Annotated in this window: 11 protein-coding genes; 8 read left to right on the top strand and 3 right to left on the bottom strand. The window is 37.7% G+C overall.

Annotated elements, in window-relative coordinates; genetic code table 11:
• Nucleotides 1–23: 23 nt before the first annotated feature.
• The gene (locus tag NSS74_RS06700; protein ID WP_002066466.1) at nt 24–173 is read right to left on the bottom strand and encodes a YfhD family protein; all 150 of its coding nucleotides are present in this window, start codon (nt 171–173) and stop codon (nt 24–26) included.
• 133 nt (nt 174–306) lie between these two features.
• Here NSS74_RS06700 and fabG point away from each other — a divergent pair, with 133 nt between their 5' ends.
• Nucleotides 307–1,047 (top strand): 3-oxoacyl-ACP reductase FabG, encoded by a 741-nt coding sequence (gene fabG, locus NSS74_RS06705; RefSeq protein WP_002014354.1) that lies wholly within the window; start codon nt 307–309, stop codon nt 1,045–1,047.
• A 50-nt stretch (nt 1,048–1,097) separates the two neighbouring features.
• On the opposite strand, the gene dhaS is transcribed toward fabG, so the two are convergent.
• Entirely contained in the window at nt 1,098–2,582 is a 1,485-nt protein-coding gene (gene dhaS, locus NSS74_RS06710; RefSeq protein WP_256484973.1) for an aldehyde dehydrogenase DhaS, read from the bottom strand.
• 272 nt (nt 2,583–2,854) lie between these two features.
• Here dhaS and NSS74_RS06715 point away from each other — a divergent pair, with 272 nt between their 5' ends.
• From NSS74_RS06715 to NSS74_RS06740, 6 genes are all read left to right on the top strand, one after another.
• The gene (locus NSS74_RS06715) at nt 2,855–3,133 is read left to right on the top strand and encodes a YhdT family protein (protein WP_002014357.1); all 279 of its coding nucleotides are present in this window, start codon (nt 2,855–2,857) and stop codon (nt 3,131–3,133) included.
• Between the two features lie 3 nt (nt 3,134–3,136).
• Nucleotides 3,137–4,570 carry a sodium/pantothenate symporter gene (gene panF / locus NSS74_RS06720; protein WP_002087740.1) on the top strand — a complete coding sequence of 478 codons (1,434 nt, stop codon included), beginning with the start codon at nt 3,137–3,139 and terminating at the stop codon, nt 4,568–4,570.
• A gap of 134 nt (nt 4,571–4,704) precedes the next feature.
• Nucleotides 4,705–5,637 carry a nucleoside hydrolase gene (locus NSS74_RS06725; protein WP_012261383.1) on the top strand — a complete coding sequence of 311 codons (933 nt, stop codon included), beginning with the start codon at nt 4,705–4,707 and terminating at the stop codon, nt 5,635–5,637.
• 117 nt (nt 5,638–5,754) lie between these two features.
• On the top strand, nt 5,755–6,864 hold the full coding sequence (locus NSS74_RS06730) for a serine hydrolase (RefSeq protein ID WP_256484967.1): 1,110 nt from the start codon (nt 5,755–5,757) through the stop codon (nt 6,862–6,864).
• A gap of 101 nt (nt 6,865–6,965) precedes the next feature.
• Nucleotides 6,966–8,474, top strand: coding sequence for an argininosuccinate lyase (gene argH / locus NSS74_RS06735; RefSeq protein ID WP_256484966.1), 1,509 nt, complete (start codon nt 6,966–6,968; stop codon nt 8,472–8,474).
• 66 nt (nt 8,475–8,540) lie between these two features.
• Nucleotides 8,541–9,374 carry a GNAT family N-acetyltransferase gene (locus tag NSS74_RS06740; RefSeq protein WP_002142681.1) on the top strand — a complete coding sequence of 278 codons (834 nt, stop codon included), beginning with the start codon at nt 8,541–8,543 and terminating at the stop codon, nt 9,372–9,374.
• Between the two features lie 35 nt (nt 9,375–9,409).
• On the opposite strand, the gene NSS74_RS06745 is transcribed toward NSS74_RS06740, so the two are convergent.
• Nucleotides 9,410–10,159 (bottom strand): (S)-benzoin forming benzil reductase, encoded by a 750-nt coding sequence (locus tag NSS74_RS06745; protein WP_002142679.1) that lies wholly within the window; start codon nt 10,157–10,159, stop codon nt 9,410–9,412.
• A 117-nt stretch (nt 10,160–10,276) separates the two neighbouring features.
• Between NSS74_RS06745 and NSS74_RS06750 the strand changes: the two genes are divergently transcribed.
• Entirely contained in the window at nt 10,277–17,749 is a 7,473-nt protein-coding gene (locus NSS74_RS06750; protein WP_002142678.1) for a DUF7507 domain-containing protein, read from the top strand.
• Nucleotides 17,750–17,772 lie beyond the last annotated feature (23 nt).

Raw genomic sequence — 17,772 nt, forward strand, 5'->3', positions numbered from 1 at the left:
AGAATAAGGAACGTTGTAGTTCCTTATTTTTCTGTTGATTGGCGTTTTTGACGTGCATCAGCGGCATTTGCACGTGCGTTTGCTTCTAAGTCATTGTGGTCAGCGAGTTCGCGAGCGAACTCAACATCAATGCCATCGGCAGCTTTGTTTCGATTTACATTCTTTTTTTTCATTCGACACAATCTCCTTGTGTTTTATGCGGCGTTGCAAAGTTAGTTTGACACAAATAGACTTTTTTATACAAAGAGGATTTGGAAAGCATAGAGCCGAAATATACAATATAACTAATAGAAATGGGGGATAGAGATGGAATTGTTGAATGGGAAAACAGCTGTTGTAACGGGTGCTGCGCAGGGGATTGGAAAAGAAATCGCACGAGTTTTTGCAAAACTAGGGGCCAAAGTATTAATTAGTGATGTAAATGAAGAGAAGCTACAAGAAACGACACGTGAATTATCAGATGAAGGGTATGATGTGAGTTTATATCGATGTGATGTGAGTAATCAAAATGAAGCGAAGTCGTTAATTGAATATGCGGTGCAAAAATTTGGTACATTACATATTTTAGTGAATAACGCTGGGATTACAAAAGATGCAATGTTACATAAGATGGAGAAGTCTGCTTGGGAACAAGTATTACAAGTGAACTTAACTGGCGTTTTTTATTGTATGCAGCCAGCACTTCTTTATATGAGACAACAACAGTATGGACGGATTATTAATATTTCTTCTATTAGTAGGGAAGGAAACATTGGACAAGCAAATTATGCGGCTACAAAAGCAGGGGTTGTAGGCTTAACAAAAACAGCAGCGAAAGAGGTTGGAAGTTTTGGTATTACGTGTAATGCGATTTGTCCAGGGTTTATGGATACTGATATGACAAAAACAATACCGGATAAAGTAAAAGAGAAAATGGTTGGAGCGATTCCAGTTGGAAGAATCGGAACGCCGGAAGATATTGCAAACGCAGCTGCCTTTTTAGCATCAGAGTATGCGTCTTACATTACAGGAGAGGTATTAAATGTGAGCGGTGGGTTGCAAGTGTAAATGAATACATAATGAAAAGAACCTGACCGAGTAGGTCAGGTTCTTTCTCGTTAATTTAAGTTAATCCAAACGCTCTTCACTTCTGTATAGTTGTTCAGCGCGTAAGATCCCATTTCGCGGCCAAGACCGGATTGTTTAAATCCTCCAAATGGAGATGCTGCATCAAAGACGTTATAACAGTTTACCCATACAGTACCAGCACGTACTTTACTTGCAACATAGTGTGCTGTTTTAACATTTTCTGTCCACACACCAGCCGCTAAGCCGAATTGTGATTTATTTGCACGTTCAATTACTTCATCAATATCGTTAAAAGGTATTGCAGAAATAACTGGACCGAAAATTTCTTCTTTTGCGATCGTCATTTCGTCATTTACGTCAGCGAATACTGTAGGAGAAACGAAGTAGCCTTGATCGAATGGATTACTTCCTCCGCAAAGTACTTCAGCGCCTTCTTCAATCCCTTTTTCAATGTAGCTCATTACACGTTTTTGTTGTTCTTCGGAAACGAGAGGACCGATTGTTGTTTCAGGGTTAAGACCGACACCTTGATTTAGTTTTTTAGAATAGAGGACGAGATCAGCCATGACATTATCATACATTTTCTTGGGAATAAATAAGCGTGATCCAGCAGAGCATACTTGTCCTTGGTTAAACATAACACCAGAAAGTGCACCAGGAATCGCGCGAGATAAGTCGGCGTCTGGTAAAATAATGTTCGGTGATTTACCGCCAAGCTCTAAAGTAACACGTTTCAATGATTCAGATGCTTGTCGCATAATTTGTTTACCGACTGGAGTAGAACCAGTAAATGCAATTTTATCAACGAGTGGATGATTAACAAGTGCTTGTCCAGCTGATTCACCGAATCCAGGAACGATATTAATAACACCTTTCGGGAATCCAGCTTCTTCAATTAATTCAGCTAAGTATAGAGCGGATAGTGGAGTTTGTTCTGCAGGTTTTAAAACGATTGTACATCCTGTAGCAAGCGCAGCTCCCATTTTCCACATTGCCATAAGAAGTGGGAAGTTCCAAGGGATAATTTGACCGACGACACCAACAGCCTCATGGCGTGTATAGTTAAAGTAATCACCGGAAACAGGAATTGTTTGACCAACAATTTTCGTCGCCCAGCCAGCATAATAGCGCATATGCTCAATTGCAAGTGGTATGTCTGCCGCCATTGTTTCACGGATTGGCTTTCCGTTATCTAACGTTTCGAGCTGTGCGAGCTCTTCTTTATGCTCTTCCATTAAATCAGCGAGCTTGTACATAAGACGGCTGCGTTCAGCAGTGCTCATGCGTGACCAAGGACCTTCATCGAAAGCCATTCGAGCAGCTACCACAGCTTTATGAATGTCTTCGCGACCAGCTTCAGCAACGATAGCGAGTGTTTCACCAGTTGCTGGGTTAGGCGTTTTAAATGTTTTTCCGGAAGCGCTTTCAATGAACGTTCCGTTCACATATAGTTTCTTTGTGCCTTGAAGAAATTTCTCTACCTTTTCATGAAGATTTACAGCTAGTTGACTCATTGTATAACCCCCTTGAAAATATAATTTAAACGCAGTACGAGACGGCGTTTATTCCGAAATCAAGGATGTGGGAACTAGATGAAAAGCCTCTACTTAAAATCATAAATAAAAAATGCTGAAAATTCAAATTTCATTTTCGTTACAATTGTAAAAAATATGTAATGAAACATTGTATTCTATATAATTACAAAAAATCCTGCGCGTTTTTGTTTTCTAGTAGGAAAAACTAGAAAAACAGTGGTACAATTATACATCGTGAGAGGAGGGGGAAAATGAAGAATTATCATGATGATCCGCGCTTTCGAGTTGCCCATAGAGAAGCGTTAATTGGTCTTGGATTAGCTATTATTAATTTTATAATATGGTATGGATTTGCCTATGGGCTTGGAAGTAAGGATCCGAGTGAATATACATATGTATTAGGTTTTCCAGCATGGTTTTTTTATAGCTGTATCGTTGGATTTATCGTAATGGTTATTTTGCTTATTTTAGTTGTTCGTTTTTTATTTCAAGATATTTCACTCGATGAGGAAGAAAAAAGTGAGGAATGATAGATGAATTGGTATGTAATAATCCCAATGATAATTTCTTTTATCGTTGTGTTTTTAATTGGTGTATATGCATCAAGACGTGTACAAGCAACCGCTAATAATAAATTTTTACAAGAATATTTTCTTGGTGGGCGTGAACTTGGGGGCTTATTATTAGCTATGACGATGATTGCTACGTACGGTAGTGCAAGTAGCTTTATCGGCGGGCCTGGTATTGCTTACAATATGGGTCTTGGATGGGTGCTGTTATCAGCGATTCAAGTTGTAACAGGATATATCGTTTTAACGGTTATTGGTAAAAAGTTTGCTATTATCGCTAGAAAGATGGAAGCAATTACGCTTATTGATTATTTAAAGGGCAGATACAATAATAAAGCGGTAGTTGTTCTTTCTGCGTTATGTATTATAATCTTTTTGTTCTCAGCAACAGTAGCCCAGTGGGTTGGCGGCGGACGATTAATTGAGTCGCTAACAGGACTTTCCTACACAACGGCACTATTTTTATTTACATTTTCTGTACTTGTGTATGTGTTAATTGGTGGATTTCGTGCAGTCGCTTTATCAGATACGTTATTAGGAATCATTATGTTAGTCGGAACAACAATCATTTTAATTGCTACTGTCATTGCTGGTGGCGGAGTTGAAAAGATTATGCAGGAACTTATTCAAATTAATCCGAATCTAATAACACCGTTCGGAGCGGATGGAAGTTTAACAAAATCATATGTCACATCATTTTGGATTTTAATTGGGATTGGTGTCGTTGGATTACCGCAAATTAGTGTGCGTGCTATGTCTTATAAAAATTCAAAAGCTATGCACCAAGCATTAATCATTGGAACGGTTGTCGTCGGTACAATTATGATTGGTATGCATTTAACAGGTGTGTTTGCAAGAGTAGTCCTTCCAGGCATAACGGTACCAGATAAAGTAATGCCGCTACTCGCGATGGAAGTGTTGCCACCTTGGTTAGCTGGAGTTTTCTTAGCTGCACCAATGGCAGCGATAATGTCTACTGTGAACTCATTATTATTACTTGTAAGTTCGTCAATTATTAAAGATATATATGTGAACTACATAAATAAAGATGCCGCGGATAGTACGATAAAGAAAGGTAGCCTATTGATTACTGGTATCGTAGGATTACTCGTATATGCTGCCGCTATTAAGCCACCAGACTTTTTAATTTGGTTAAATTTATTTTCTTTCGGTGGTTTAGAAGCAGCGTTCATTTGGCCGATTGTGTTAGGTTTATATTGGAAAAAAGGAAATGCAACTGGAGCTCTCGCATCTATTTTAGTTGGAGTAGGTTCCTATATGTTTATTCACCTTTGCTACCCTAATCCATTCGGTATACATACAGTTGTTTTCCCGATTTGCTTTGCATTTATTTCTTATATAATTGGTAGTATGGTTACGATGAAAAAAGTAGCATAAAAATATAGAAAAACGTAGGAACTTCTAATATGAAGTTCCTACGTTTTTTGTTTATACAAAATTTATCTTTTTCATTCTGTATTCCGTCATGTATTCATAAAGTAATAACAATTGATGGGATGGAGTTGAGGTCTATGAAAAAAATATTATTTTTAGGAGACCCAGGAATTGATGACTCTTTAGCAATTATGTATGGATTATTGCATCCTGATATTGATATTGTTGGAGTAGTAACAGGATATGGGAATGTAACGCAGGAAAAGGCGACGAGTAATGCGGCGTATTTATTGCAAATGGCGGGCCGGGAAGATATACCTGTTATTAATGGAGCGAAAATTCCTTTATCTGGGGATTTTGTAACATATTATCCGGAAATTCATGGGGTAGACGGTTTGGGACCTATTAAGCCTCCTAAAAATTTTTCTCCCAATATTAAACCTTTTTGTGCATTTTTCGATATCATTGAAAAATATAAAGGAGAACTAATCATTGTTGATGCCGGCAGATCAACAACATTAGCGACGGCATTTATTTTAGAAAAACCAATGATGAAGTATGTGAAAGAATATTATATAATGGGCGGAGCTTTTTTAATGCCCGGAAATGTTACACCGGTCGCGGAAGCCAATTTTCATGGTGACCCAATTGCATCACAATTAGTTATGCAAAATGCGAAAAATGTGACATTAATACCGCTTAACGTTACATCAGAAGCGATTATTACACCGGAGATGGTGAAATACATTACGAAACATTCTAAAACGAATTTCAAGAAATTAATAGAACCGATTTTCGATTATTATTATAAAGCTTATAAAAATCTGAATCCTAAAATAACAGGGAGCCCAGTGCATGATGTAGTAACGATGATGGTAGCGGCAAATCCATCTCTTTTAGATTACGTGTATCGTCGTGTTGATGTAGATACGGTTGGAGTTGCGAAAGGGGAAAGTATCGCTGATTTTCGCCCGCAACCTGAAGCAAAAGCGTTGAAAAATTGGGTTAAAATTGGCTGGTCTTTACATTATAAAAAGTTTCTAGAGGATTTTGTGAAAATTATGACGTAGACATAATAGTAGCATACAAGTTAAAATAATGGAGATGATTGTTTAAATAATCATCTCCATTATTTTGTTTTTAAGAGATAAATAGAGAAGAGTTACACAATAGGAGAGGAATTTTACTTGAAAAAAACTATAGTATGCGCAGTGATTGTGGGTATTTTTGTTTTGCTGATATCAGGTAACTTTTTAGTGAAAAAAGTGTGGAGTTCAAATAATGATGATGCGCAGTACATAGCATCCTTTATTGAAGAACATAAAGATGAAAAGAATAGTGCACTTTTAATAAAAAGAAATGATAAAGTCGTGTATTCTGTAAATCCGGATGTTGTATTGCCAGTTGCTAGTACGATGAAATTAATTGTGGCGCTTGAATATACGAAACAAGTTACAGAGGGGAAAATCGATCCGTCTAGTTTCGTTTCAATTAATGATGTGAATCGTTATTATGTGCCGGGTACAGATGGTGGTGCACAAGATAGATGGCAAAATTATTTGCAAAAAAAAGAAAAGATAACTGAAGGAGCGGTTTCTTTAGAAGAAGTTGCAAAAGGAATGGTTAAGTTCAGTTCAAATGCAAATACTGAATATTTAATGGAAGTGTTAGGGCTAGATAACATTAATCGAAATTTACAAAGCTTATCGCTCCCTGCACACCAACCACTATTTCCGATTGTTTCATCATTATATATTCCAGGATATTTGCATAAAGAATTACATGTTCCAAAATATAAAATAGAGAAAAAGTTAAAAGAAATGTCCCAAGAGCAATATCGAGAGTATGCCATGATTATTCATGAACGCTTAAAAAAGAAGGGACCATTATTACAGAAGGAAATTCCTCTTTATTTAGAGGAACGATACGACAAAATTTGGTCGGATAGATTGCCTGCTGCTTCGGCAAATGATTATATGGTATTGCTTCAAAAGGCAAATCATAAGGGTGGTCTTACAGAAGCTGAAGAAAAAGTGTGGGCGAATATCGTTGAAACAGATATGAGCGCAAAGAAATATCGTAAAACATTCAGGCATGCTGGACAAAAGAATGGTTATACACCATGGACGGTAACTAAAGCAGTTTATGCAATGGATAAACGCGGAAACTGTACAGAAATTGTTTTCTTAGCAAATAATTTAAATGAAGATGACAGTGCTGAAATACGTAAACACTTAGCAAATTTACATTTCCAAGTGTTGCAAAGTGATAAGTATGATGCGACTTTTATTAAATAAACTCGGTGCTATAAGCACCGAGTTTATTTTTACGTACAAGCACTTTTTTGCCATCCCTGGGTATGATGGGTAGTAATACTTAGGTGAGAGGGGAAAAGGTGATGAAACAGAGTAAAGAAGAGTTTATAAAGAGTGAAGGCGCTGATTTCCCTGGGAAAACATATGTGGATTGTGTATTACAGCATGTATTTGATTTTCAACGCAATTATTTATTGAAAGATATGTTTCAAGTGCATAGGGCACATATTATTATGTTAACTGAAGAAAAGTTGATGAAAAGAGAAGAAGCTAAAGTTATACTAACAGCACTTAAAAAGGTAGAGGCAATTCCCAAGGATAGATTATTATATACGGAGCAGCATGAAGATCTTTTTTTCTTAGTTGAACATTTGCTTTCTCAAGAAGCAAAGTGTGAATTTGTAAGTAATATGCATATCGGTAGAAGTAGAAATGATATGGGTGTAACGATGTATCGCATGAGTTTACGGCAATTTGTATTGCGGTTAATGGAACATCATTTATTGCTGCAAGAAAGTATGCTGGAGCTCGCCGGTGAACATATGGAAACAATTATGCCCGCGTATACACATACCCAACCAGCGCAGCCGACAACATTTGGTCATTATGTTTTGGCAATTTACGATACGATGCAACGAGATTTAGAAAGAATGAAAAAAGCGTATCATCTTTTAAATCATTCTCCAATGGGGGCAGCTGCCCTTTCTACAACAAGCTTCCCAATTAAGCGAGAACGAGTGGCACAGTTACTTGGGTTTACAAATGTAATTGAGAACTCATATGATGCTGTTGCTGGAGCGGATTATTTATTAGAAGTTAGCTCGTTACTAATGGTAATTATGACGAATACGAGTAGGTGGATTCATGATTTTTTACTATTAGCGACGAAAGAATATGATGGGATTACTGTAGCGAAGCCATATGTGCAAATAAGTAGTATTATGCCGCAAAAACGAAATCCTGTTTCAATAGAGCATGCCCGTGCTATTACGAGTAGTGCTTTAGGGGAAGCGTTTACTGTATTTCAAATGATTCATAATACACCATTTGGCGATATTGTCGATACGGAGGATGACTTGCAGCCGTATTTATATAAAGGAATCGAAAAGGCGATTCGTGTTTTTTGTATGATGAACGCAGTTATTCGAACGATGAAAGTAGAAGAGGAAACGTTAAAAAGTCGTTCATATAAACATGCGATTACGATTACAGATTTCGCAGATGTTTTAACAAAAAACTATGAAATACCATTTCGGCATGCACATCATGCAGCAAGTACGATTGCGAATATGTCATTGGAGCAGAAAAAGGAGTTACATGAATTAAATTTCAAAGAAATAAACGTATACTTACAAGAAAATTTGAAAGTAAATTTATTAGAAGAAGAGTGGAAAGAAATTATATCACCAGAAGCTTTTATTCAAAAAAGAAATGTATATGGTGGACCGAGTAAAAAAGAGATGGAGCGTATGATTAAAAATCGAAAAGAGTCATTTCAAAAAGAAGAAGAGGTATTTGAAAAGGAAAAACGAAGAATTTTACAAGCTGAAAATGATTTGAATACGTTAGCTTCGAATATTATTGAATCGTAAAAGAGGGATTTAATGAATTAATCGCCAATACTTAATGAAACTATAAATAGAGAGAAGAGATTGTCGATGATTCAATTACATGTATATGAAGAGATTCTTAATTTTACAGAAGAGGTTACACCATTTTTAGAGAAGAATGAGCAGGAGAATAATCTCATATTAGGTGTATTACAAATGGTCCAAGAACCGATATTTATAGGAGTAGCAAAACAAGAGGAAGAAATTGCAGCTGTATTTCTTCAAACAGAAGAAAAGAAACAAATAATTGTTGCTACGTCTGAGATTTCGGCAGTAGCTATTAAGGAACTTGCAAAAGAGTTAACGAAAGTATATCCAAATATTCCTGGATTGATTGGTAATAAAAAGATCGTACAGAAATTAGCGGAAGAGATTGCAGTGTTAGAGAATAAGAAAACTAATATTGCAATGGAGCAAGGTATATATGAATTAAAACAAGTAAAGAAAAAGTGGAACGGAGATGGAATCTTTCGAGAAGTAAGTAGTGATGAGCTAACATTAATAGAGCAGTGGATATATCAATTTTGCGAAGATGTGAAGCTTCCTACTACGAAAGAAGAAGCGAAACAAACTGCTCATACATTAATTACTAATCATCGTCTATTTGGTTTAGAAGTAGACGGGAAGATTGTTTCTGTAGCTGCAAAAACGAGACCGACTACAAACAATATAACAGTTAATTTCGTATATACACCGAAAGAAGCTCGGAAAAAAGGGTACGCATCTAGTTGTGTCGCTGCACTTAGTCAACGTATATTAGATGAAGGCTACAAAACAACGACATTATATACGGACCTGGCAAATCCAACATCAAATAAAATTTATCAAGAGATTGGTTATGAGAAGATGATGGAGTCTGTACTCATATTTTTAGAGAAATAGAATGAAAAGGCACGCTATTATAGCGTGCCTCTTTGTTATTCATCAATTCGAATTACTTCACCCTGCGGGAAATTCTCAGTTTCTAGTAAGTTACGAATAGCTTTCGCAACATATTCAGGTGACAGTAGCTTTCCTTCTTCTTTTAATGCGGTGAATCGATCTAAGTTAATAAAGTCTTCTTTATTTGTATCACGAATTTGTGCTTGCATATTTGTATCAACAACACCAGGTGCGAAAGCGACAGTTTTTACAGGATATTCTTTCTCCACTTCTTCAGTAGCTACGCACTGTGTAAACATATTTACACCGGCTTTCGTTGTACAATAAGCTCCCCATCCGAAATAAGGATTTTTTCCTGCACCAGATGAAATATTTATAATGCGTTTATCTACTTTCCAGTCTTTCGTCTGTTTCATGAAAGTGGAAGTAAGGATCATCGGTGCGATTAAATTAATATGAACGTTCGTAATGAATTGTTCACTTTCTGATTTTTCAATAGGTTTCATTGGTGCAACTGTGCCTGCATTATTAATTAAATGAATCGATGAGACATTGTCTTTTTGAATAGATGAAAAGACTTCGTTAAAATGAGTTTCTAAATTATGTACATCTTGAAGATCTATGGAATGGAAAATACAATTGCTGTTATATTGTTCTGCGAGTTTAGCAAGCTCTTTATTTTCTCTTCTAGAAATAGAGATGATACTCGTGTTTTCTTCTAACAATTGCGTGGCAATTGCCTCGCCTAAACCTTGTGAAGTTCCTGTTACGATAACGTAGCGCATAGTGTAATAAACTCCTCTCCATATATGTGGAATTTTGTTGGACAACGTACGTTGCATAGTTTGTCTACATTTTATAGTATAGAGCACTTTTTACTATAAATGAAATGAGATGATTGTGTGCCTTTTATGAATCGCTTTACGACAACTGTAACTGGTGCCGTCACGTTCACTGGGAACACGTTGGGACTAAGTCCTACATCACCTGCACCAAACAATAACTTCGGTACGATTGATGTGTTTACAACGATAAATACATCGCTTCAAGTACCTGGATTCCCGGCAGGAACAACGAATGACTGGCCATTAAATTCTTCAAGTGCAATTTTGAACCTTCCAGCAGGGAGTAGTGTTTTATACGCAGAACTAGTATGGGCCGGCACATACCGGACCGATACAGAGGATGTTACAGCATTTTTAAATGATAATATTTCATTTACAACACCAGCAGGAACATTTTCTGTTGCACCAGATCCTGCAACTGCGCAGCAAGGTTCAGTTGGGAACCAGTTTTATTATGTTCGCTCTGCTAATGTAACGAATCTTGTTAATACAGGGGGAGCGGGAACATATACAACGGGTGCTGTACCGGCTACAAGAACTTCTGCTGATCCAACAGTCAGTCGTTCAGCTGGTTGGACGCTTGAGGTAGTTTATCAAAATGCGAGTTTACCTCTTAGGAATTTGTCAGTGTATGCAGGTCAAGAAATTATCGATGCTTCATCGCCACCAGTTGATGCTACTATTTCAGGTTTTGCAACGCCATCTACAGGTGCTGTTACAGGGAGAGTACTCGTAACAGCTCAAGAAGGAGATTCTAACATTGTTGGAGATCAACTTCGCTTTGGACCGAATGCGAATGCTACAGTTGCTTTATTCGGACCGAGAAATCCCGCAAATAATTTCTTTCAGTCACAAATTTGTAATGATAGTGGGAATTTAGATACAACTGGCACCTTTGGAAATTTGAATCAGCCGTTAGGGATAGCTTTGGCTGTCCGAAGACAAGGATGGGATATTACGAATGTAGATGCTTCGTCATCCTTAGTAAATAATCAAACGTCAGCGACTGTTCGCTTCGTTACAAATGGAGATGGATATGCTGCAGCTGGTTTTGGTGTTCAAATTGATGCGACAGGGCCAATTATAAATCCCGTTAAATCTGTTGATAAAACCGTTGCAGCAGTAGGTGATATTCTCACTTATACGATTACTGTTCCGAATACAGGGACAGGAAGTGCAGAAAACGTTGTATTACAAGACAGTATTCCGAATGGAACGACGTTTATAGCAGGCAGTGTTACAGTAGGTGGAGTAACTCAGCCGAGCGCCAATCCAGCTAGTGGAATTAATTTAGGAACGATACCGAATAATGCTCAAAGAGTTGTTACATTTCAAGTGAGAGTTACGTCATTCCCAAGTCCAAATCCAATTTCAAATCGTGCAATGGTGTCATACCAATTCCGTCCTTTTGTTGGAAGTCCTCCTATCACAAGTACAGCTTCTTCAAATACAGTACAGACGACGGTAAATCGCGCAAATGTAAGTTTGCAAAAATCTGTAGATCTACAGACGGCAACACTTAATGACATATTAACGTACACAGTGAATGTCACGAACAATGGGAATGTCGCTGCAAATAATGTTATTTTTGTCGATAGTATACCTGCTGGAACAATGTTTGTAACAAATAGTGTTACGGTAAATGGAGTAGCTCGACCAGGAGCGAATCCAGCAAGTAGTATTAATCTTGGAAGTATTAATGCTTCGCAAACGACTGTAGTACGCTTTCAAGTTCGAGTGACATCTAATCCTCTTGTAAATCCAATTCCGAACCGTGCAAGTGCAACGTTTAACTTTATTCCGGTTCCTGGTCAACAACCAATTTCAGGCCAAGCGACAAGTAATACAGTATTTACTACAATAAATATAGCTGATATAAGAACGAGAAAAACAGTGGATAAAGCTTTTGCGACGGTTAACGACGTTCTTACGTATACCGTTACAATTGAAAATACAGGAAATGTACTGGCGACGAACGTTATTTTTCAAGATCCAATCCCAATTGGAACGACTTTTATACCAAATAGTGTAACTGTTGATGGAGTTTCGCAACCTGGGGCAAATCCAGCGACTGGGTTTACAGTAGCGAATATATCTCCAGGTGGAAGTAGAACGGTGACTTTTCAAGTACGAGTTACATCTACCCCATCAGGAGGCACGATTGCGAATCGCGGTAATGTATCTGCTAATTTCGTCGTTATTCCGAATCAACCGCCAGTAACGATTAATAGGCAAACGAATACCGTTGTAACACAAGTTAATACAGGTGGTTTAAATGTAATAAAAGAAGTGAATACAACGCAAGCAGCAGTAGGGGATACTTTAACGTATACGATTGCCGTTCAAAATACAGGAAACGTTCCGCTAACAAATGTATTTTTCCAAGACCCTATTCCTTCTGCTGTTTCATTTGTTGCAAATTCTGTAACAATTAATGGAGTACCGCAAAGTGGATTGAATCCGAATCCAGGATTTTCTCTTCCAAATATTCCTGCGGCTCAAACAGTTGTAGTCACATTTGACGTATTAATTGTACAGGATCCAGAAAATGAAGATATTTTAAATCAAGCAAATGTAACAGCAAGTTTTCAAGTGAATCCGAGTGAACCACCAGTAACAATTAATGTTCCTAGTAACATTGTTAACACAACTGTACAATCGGGGAATTTTGAAGTTGTGAAATCAGTCAATACGGATGTTGCAACGGTAGGGGATGTTTTAGTATATACAATCGAAATCATAAATGCAGGTAGTGTACCAGCGACAAATGTATTTTTCCAAGATTCAATTCCGCAAGGGACATTATTTATTGAAAACAGTGTATTAGTTAATGGTGTTTTACAAGAAGGAGCAGATCCAGAACTTGGATTCCCACTAAATAATTTGCCTACTGGCGCAAGTGTAATTGTTTCGTTTGAAGTATTAATTGATGAAATTCCCCAAGGAAATAATGTCGTAAATAATGCGAATGTAACTGGAGATTTCCTTGTAAATCCAACAGAGCCACCAATTACTGTAACAGTACCAAGTAATACTGTTATGACAGTTGTGAATTCTTCAGGGCTAAATGTAATGAAGAGCGTAAGTGCTAGTGAAGCCGGTGTAGGAGATACGTTAACGTATACAGTTCGTATACAAAATAGTGGAACAGTAGCAGCGACAAATGTATCATTCCTTGATCCGATTCCATCTGGAACAACGTTTGTTGCGAATAGTGTAACAATAAACGGGATATCTCAACCTGGTTTAGATCCGACAACTGGATTTCCGCTTGCTAATATTCCGGTAGGTACGATGGTAACAGTTACTTTCCAAGTGTTAATTACAAGTGTACCATCAAATAGAGTTCTTCCGAATAATGCGAATGTCACTGCTGATTTCCAAGTAAGTCCTCTCCAGCCACCAATTACAATTGTAACGATTAGTAATATTGTTGTGACGCGAGTGAATGTAGGATCACTTAATGTAATGAAGAGTGTAAATACACCACAAGCAGGTATAGGAGATACGTTAACGTATACGATTCTTATTCAAAATACAGGAACTGTTCCTGCAACAAATATCATTTTTCAAGATCCAATCCCAACTGGAGCTACATTTGTAGCGAATAGTGTAACGATAAATGGAGTTGTTCAGCAAGGCGCGAATCCTATGACAGGTTTTCCAGTACCAAATATTCCAGTCGGGCAAACCGCTACAATTACGTTTCAAGTTACAGTGACGAGTGTTCCAAGTGGAGGGAATATAAGAAATCAATCGAACGTTACTGCAAGCTTCCTTATAAATCCGGCAGGACCTCCTATAACGACTGTTACGAATAGTAATTTTGTAGTGACACAGGTAAATACGGCACAGTTAAATATACAAAAATCTTCATCTGTACAACAAGCAGCACTTGGAGAGACTTACACGTATTCTGTTGTCATTCGAAATAATGGCACAGTACTCGCGACGAATGTTTCTTTCATTGATCCGATTGCAACAGAAACAACATTTGTCGCAAATAGTGTAACGATAAATGGAACGCCTCAACCTGGCTTTGACCCAAATGCTGGTTTCCCGCTCCCTAATATCGCAGCTGGAACATTATTGACAGTAACGTTCCAAGTTACGGTAGTTGCACCGTCTACACGTGGAGCAGTACTAAACACAGCATCTGCTACAGCCACTTTTTTATTAAATCCTTTACAACCGCCTGTAACAACGACAAATTCAAGTAATACGACAGTAGTTACAATACCGTTACCTCCTCCTGGTGAAGTAACAGCAACAAAAACTGTAAATGTTGCTGCTGGAGCTGTTGGAGATGTATTAACGTATACCGTTCTAATAACGAATGTAGGAATTATACCTGTTACAGATGTACTCTTCCAAGATGTCATTCCAGAAGGAACAACATTTGTAGCAAATAGTGTAACGATAGGTGGAATACAGCAACTTGGTTTAAATCCTGAAATAGGATTTACAGTTACTCCGTCATTAAATGCTGGTGGAAGTATTACGGTAACATTCCAAGTGACGATTACAGAAATTCCAGATAATGAAGTCATATTAAACGATGCTGACGTTACATTTACTTCACAACCAAATCCGCAGGAACCACCGATTACGCAAACGATATTAACAAATTTAGTCGTTACGACGATTAATATAGCGTCTATTTTCCCATTAAAACTAGTAGATAAAGAGGCAGCAACGGTTGGAGAAATATTAACTTACGATGTACTAATTTTTAACTTTGGAACAGTGCCGGCAACAAATGTTCAATTTCTTGATTCTAGTACGAGTGGTGTAGCATTTGTTCCAGGAAGTGTGAGTATAAACGGAATACCAGAGCCTGGATTAGATCCGTTCATAGGCTTTACAGTTCCAGATATACCTGTAGGTGATTTTGTACTTGTCACATACCAAGAGATGGTAACGAGCATACCTCAAGGTGGAACAGTTGTTAACTTTGTGGATGTTACGGCTACATTTGCTGTAAGTGAAACAGAGCCGCCTATTACTGAAACAACGACAAGTAACACGACATTAACGAAAATAAATGAATCTGGTTTGAATGTTTTAAAATCAGTAAGTCAGCCGGTTGTTGCAGTAGGAGATACAATCACATATACAACAGTAGTTCAAAATACAGGAACAGTGACAGCGACGAATGTTCAATATAGTGATGTATTACCTTCCTCTATAACATTCATACCGAACAGTGTAACGATAGCCGGTGTGTTACAACCTGGATTCAATCCTAATAATGGATTCCCGCTTCCAGATATAAATCCAGGTGAAAGTGTAGAAGTAACCTTCCAAGTAACCGTCGTCAGTGTGCCATCAAACGGAACGATTGCCAATACGGCAAATGTGACTGGAAGCTTTATATTAGTACCAGGAGAACCACCAGTTATAGTAAACCAACCAAGCAATACAACACTCACAACTGTAAATAGAGGACGATTTAATGTTATAAAACAGGTGAACAGGGTTGCGACTCTCGTTGGAGATGTATTAACGTATACGGTTCAAATAACGAATACAGGAACAGTAACAGCAAATGATGTTCAGTTTATTGATACAATTTCAGCAGGAGCGTCATTTGTATCGAGTAGTGTAACGGTAAATGGAGTTTCGCAACCAAACTTAAATCCGATTACTGGCTTTGGAGTAGGAGATATACTAGTTGGTGACACGGTTATAGTGACGTTTCAAGCGACAGTTACAAACATCCCGTCATCAGGAACCATTACGAACGTTGCAAATATAACAGGAAGTTTTACTTTAGTACCAGGAGAACCACCAGTTGTAGTAACAGAGCCGAGTAATACGACAATAACAAGGGTAAATAGAGGGCGATTCAATGTTATAAAAACTGTCAACAAACAGGCGACACGATTAGGAGATACGTTAACGTATAGTGTGCAAGTTACAAATACAGGAACGGTAACAGCGACAAATGTGCAATTTATTGACGTTCCATCACCTAGTTTAGAATTCGTTCCAGGGAGTGTACAGATAAATGGGATTCCGCAAGTAGGTTTAGATCCTTTTGTAGGCTTTTCATTACCGGATCTCCCAGTAGGAGCTAGTGTACTCATAACGTTTGAAGTAACTGTAATCTCAATCCCGCCTTCTAATAGCATTATGAATTCGGCGAGTGTAACGGGTAGTTTTGAACTTATTCCAGGAGAACCACCGTTTACAATTACGAGTTCGAGTAATACGACAGTAACTCCAGTAAATAGAGGTAGTTTAGATATGTTAAAAGAAGTAGATCATCCAATTGTTGGAGTAGGAGAAACGGTAACGTATACTGTTCGTATATTAAATACTGGTACGGCTGATGCGATGAATGTTCAATTTATAGACGTGTTATCTCAGGAAGCTGATTTTGTCCCAAATAGTGTAACGATAAATGGAATACCACAGCCGGGGTTAAATCCACAGATTGGATTTACGATACCAGATATCCCAGTAGGTGAAACGGCGATTGTAACATATGAAGCTACAATTACAAGTTTTCCAGATGGTGGTACAGTAGTGAACGTTGCTGGGGCATCGGCAGAATATATTTTAGTACCAGGGGAACCGCCAGTTACAGTGATGGACACGAGTAATACAGTTATTGTAACGGTAAATACTGCAATCTTATTTGTTGCAAAAGGAGCAAACTTTGAAGTAGCAATGGTAGGAGATGTTGTCACTTACGGAATTGCTGTTATAAATGATAGTACAGTTCCTGTGACGAATATTATTTTAACAGACATCATTGACCCAAATACGTTATTTATAAATGGCACGGTAACGGTAAATGATGTACCTTTTCCATTTGCCAATCCGAATACTGGTATCCTTTTAGGTGATTTTCAGCCGAATGATGCAGCAATTATTAATTTCCAAGTTGTAATAACAGGAGGGCAAATAAATAACTTAGTAACAAATACTGCTACAGCGAATGGGCTTGCAACTGTAAATCCTAATGAGCCGCCAGTAGTAGTTGAAGGCGATAGTAATACAGTTGTTATCCCGTTTATTCCTCAAAATGTTTCAACAACAGTCGTAAAAACGGCAGATCTTCAATCAGCAACGATAGGCGATGTTATTACGTTTACGACAGTTATTACAAATACGGGAGATACAGCGATACAAAATATTCGTTTTCAAGATATGTTAGATAGTAGTGTTCAATTTGTTCCTGGAAGTGTAACTGTTGATAATACACCAGTGCCAAATGTAAGCCCAGTATCAGGGTTTCTTATAGGAAGTTTAAATCCAGGTGAAGCACGGACAGTTTCGTTCCAAGTAACAGTTCAGAGTGTACCAAGTGGTTCAGGAAATTATATTAATCAAGCGAGTATTCGCTTCGAACATCAAGTAGGCACAGTATTGCCACCTGTTACACAAATAATAGATAGTAACATAGTTGTCATTCCATTTGTTCCAACGATAGAACAAATTTGTGAAACAAACTTTAATTGTTTAGACAAAATTCCATTTCACTGTTCTCCGTGTAATCAGTTGCGAATAAATAAAAAATAAACACAAAAAGAGCATCCTGAAAG

The organism is Bacillus sp. FSL E2-8868, from assembly GCF_038005505.1.
Taxonomy (GTDB): domain Bacteria; phylum Bacillota; class Bacilli; order Bacillales; family Bacillaceae_G; genus Bacillus_A; species Bacillus_A mycoides.

What these genes read in the sequence shown, in the direction of transcription:
- fabG (WP_002014354.1), top strand. Translation starts at nt 307, where the DNA reads ATGGAATTGTTGAATGGGAAAACAGCTGTTGTAACGGGTGCTGCGCAG.
- NSS74_RS06745 (WP_002142679.1), bottom strand. Translation starts at nt 10,159, where the DNA reads ATGCGCTACGTTATCGTAACAGGAACTTCACAAGGTTTAGGCGAGGCA.
- argH (WP_256484966.1), top strand. Translation starts at nt 6,966, where the DNA reads ATGAAACAGAGTAAAGAAGAGTTTATAAAGAGTGAAGGCGCTGATTTC.
- NSS74_RS06725 (WP_012261383.1), top strand. Translation starts at nt 4,705, where the DNA reads ATGAAAAAAATATTATTTTTAGGAGACCCAGGAATTGATGACTCTTTA.
- NSS74_RS06700 (WP_002066466.1), bottom strand. Translation starts at nt 173, where the DNA reads ATGAAAAAAAAGAATGTAAATCGAAACAAAGCTGCCGATGGCATTGAT.
- NSS74_RS06715 (WP_002014357.1), top strand. Translation starts at nt 2,855, where the DNA reads ATGAAGAATTATCATGATGATCCGCGCTTTCGAGTTGCCCATAGAGAA.
- panF (WP_002087740.1), top strand. Translation starts at nt 3,137, where the DNA reads ATGAATTGGTATGTAATAATCCCAATGATAATTTCTTTTATCGTTGTG.
- dhaS (WP_256484973.1), bottom strand. Translation starts at nt 2,582, where the DNA reads ATGAGTCAACTAGCTGTAAATCTTCATGAAAAGGTAGAGAAATTTCTT.
- NSS74_RS06740 (WP_002142681.1), top strand. Translation starts at nt 8,541, where the DNA reads ATGATTCAATTACATGTATATGAAGAGATTCTTAATTTTACAGAAGAG.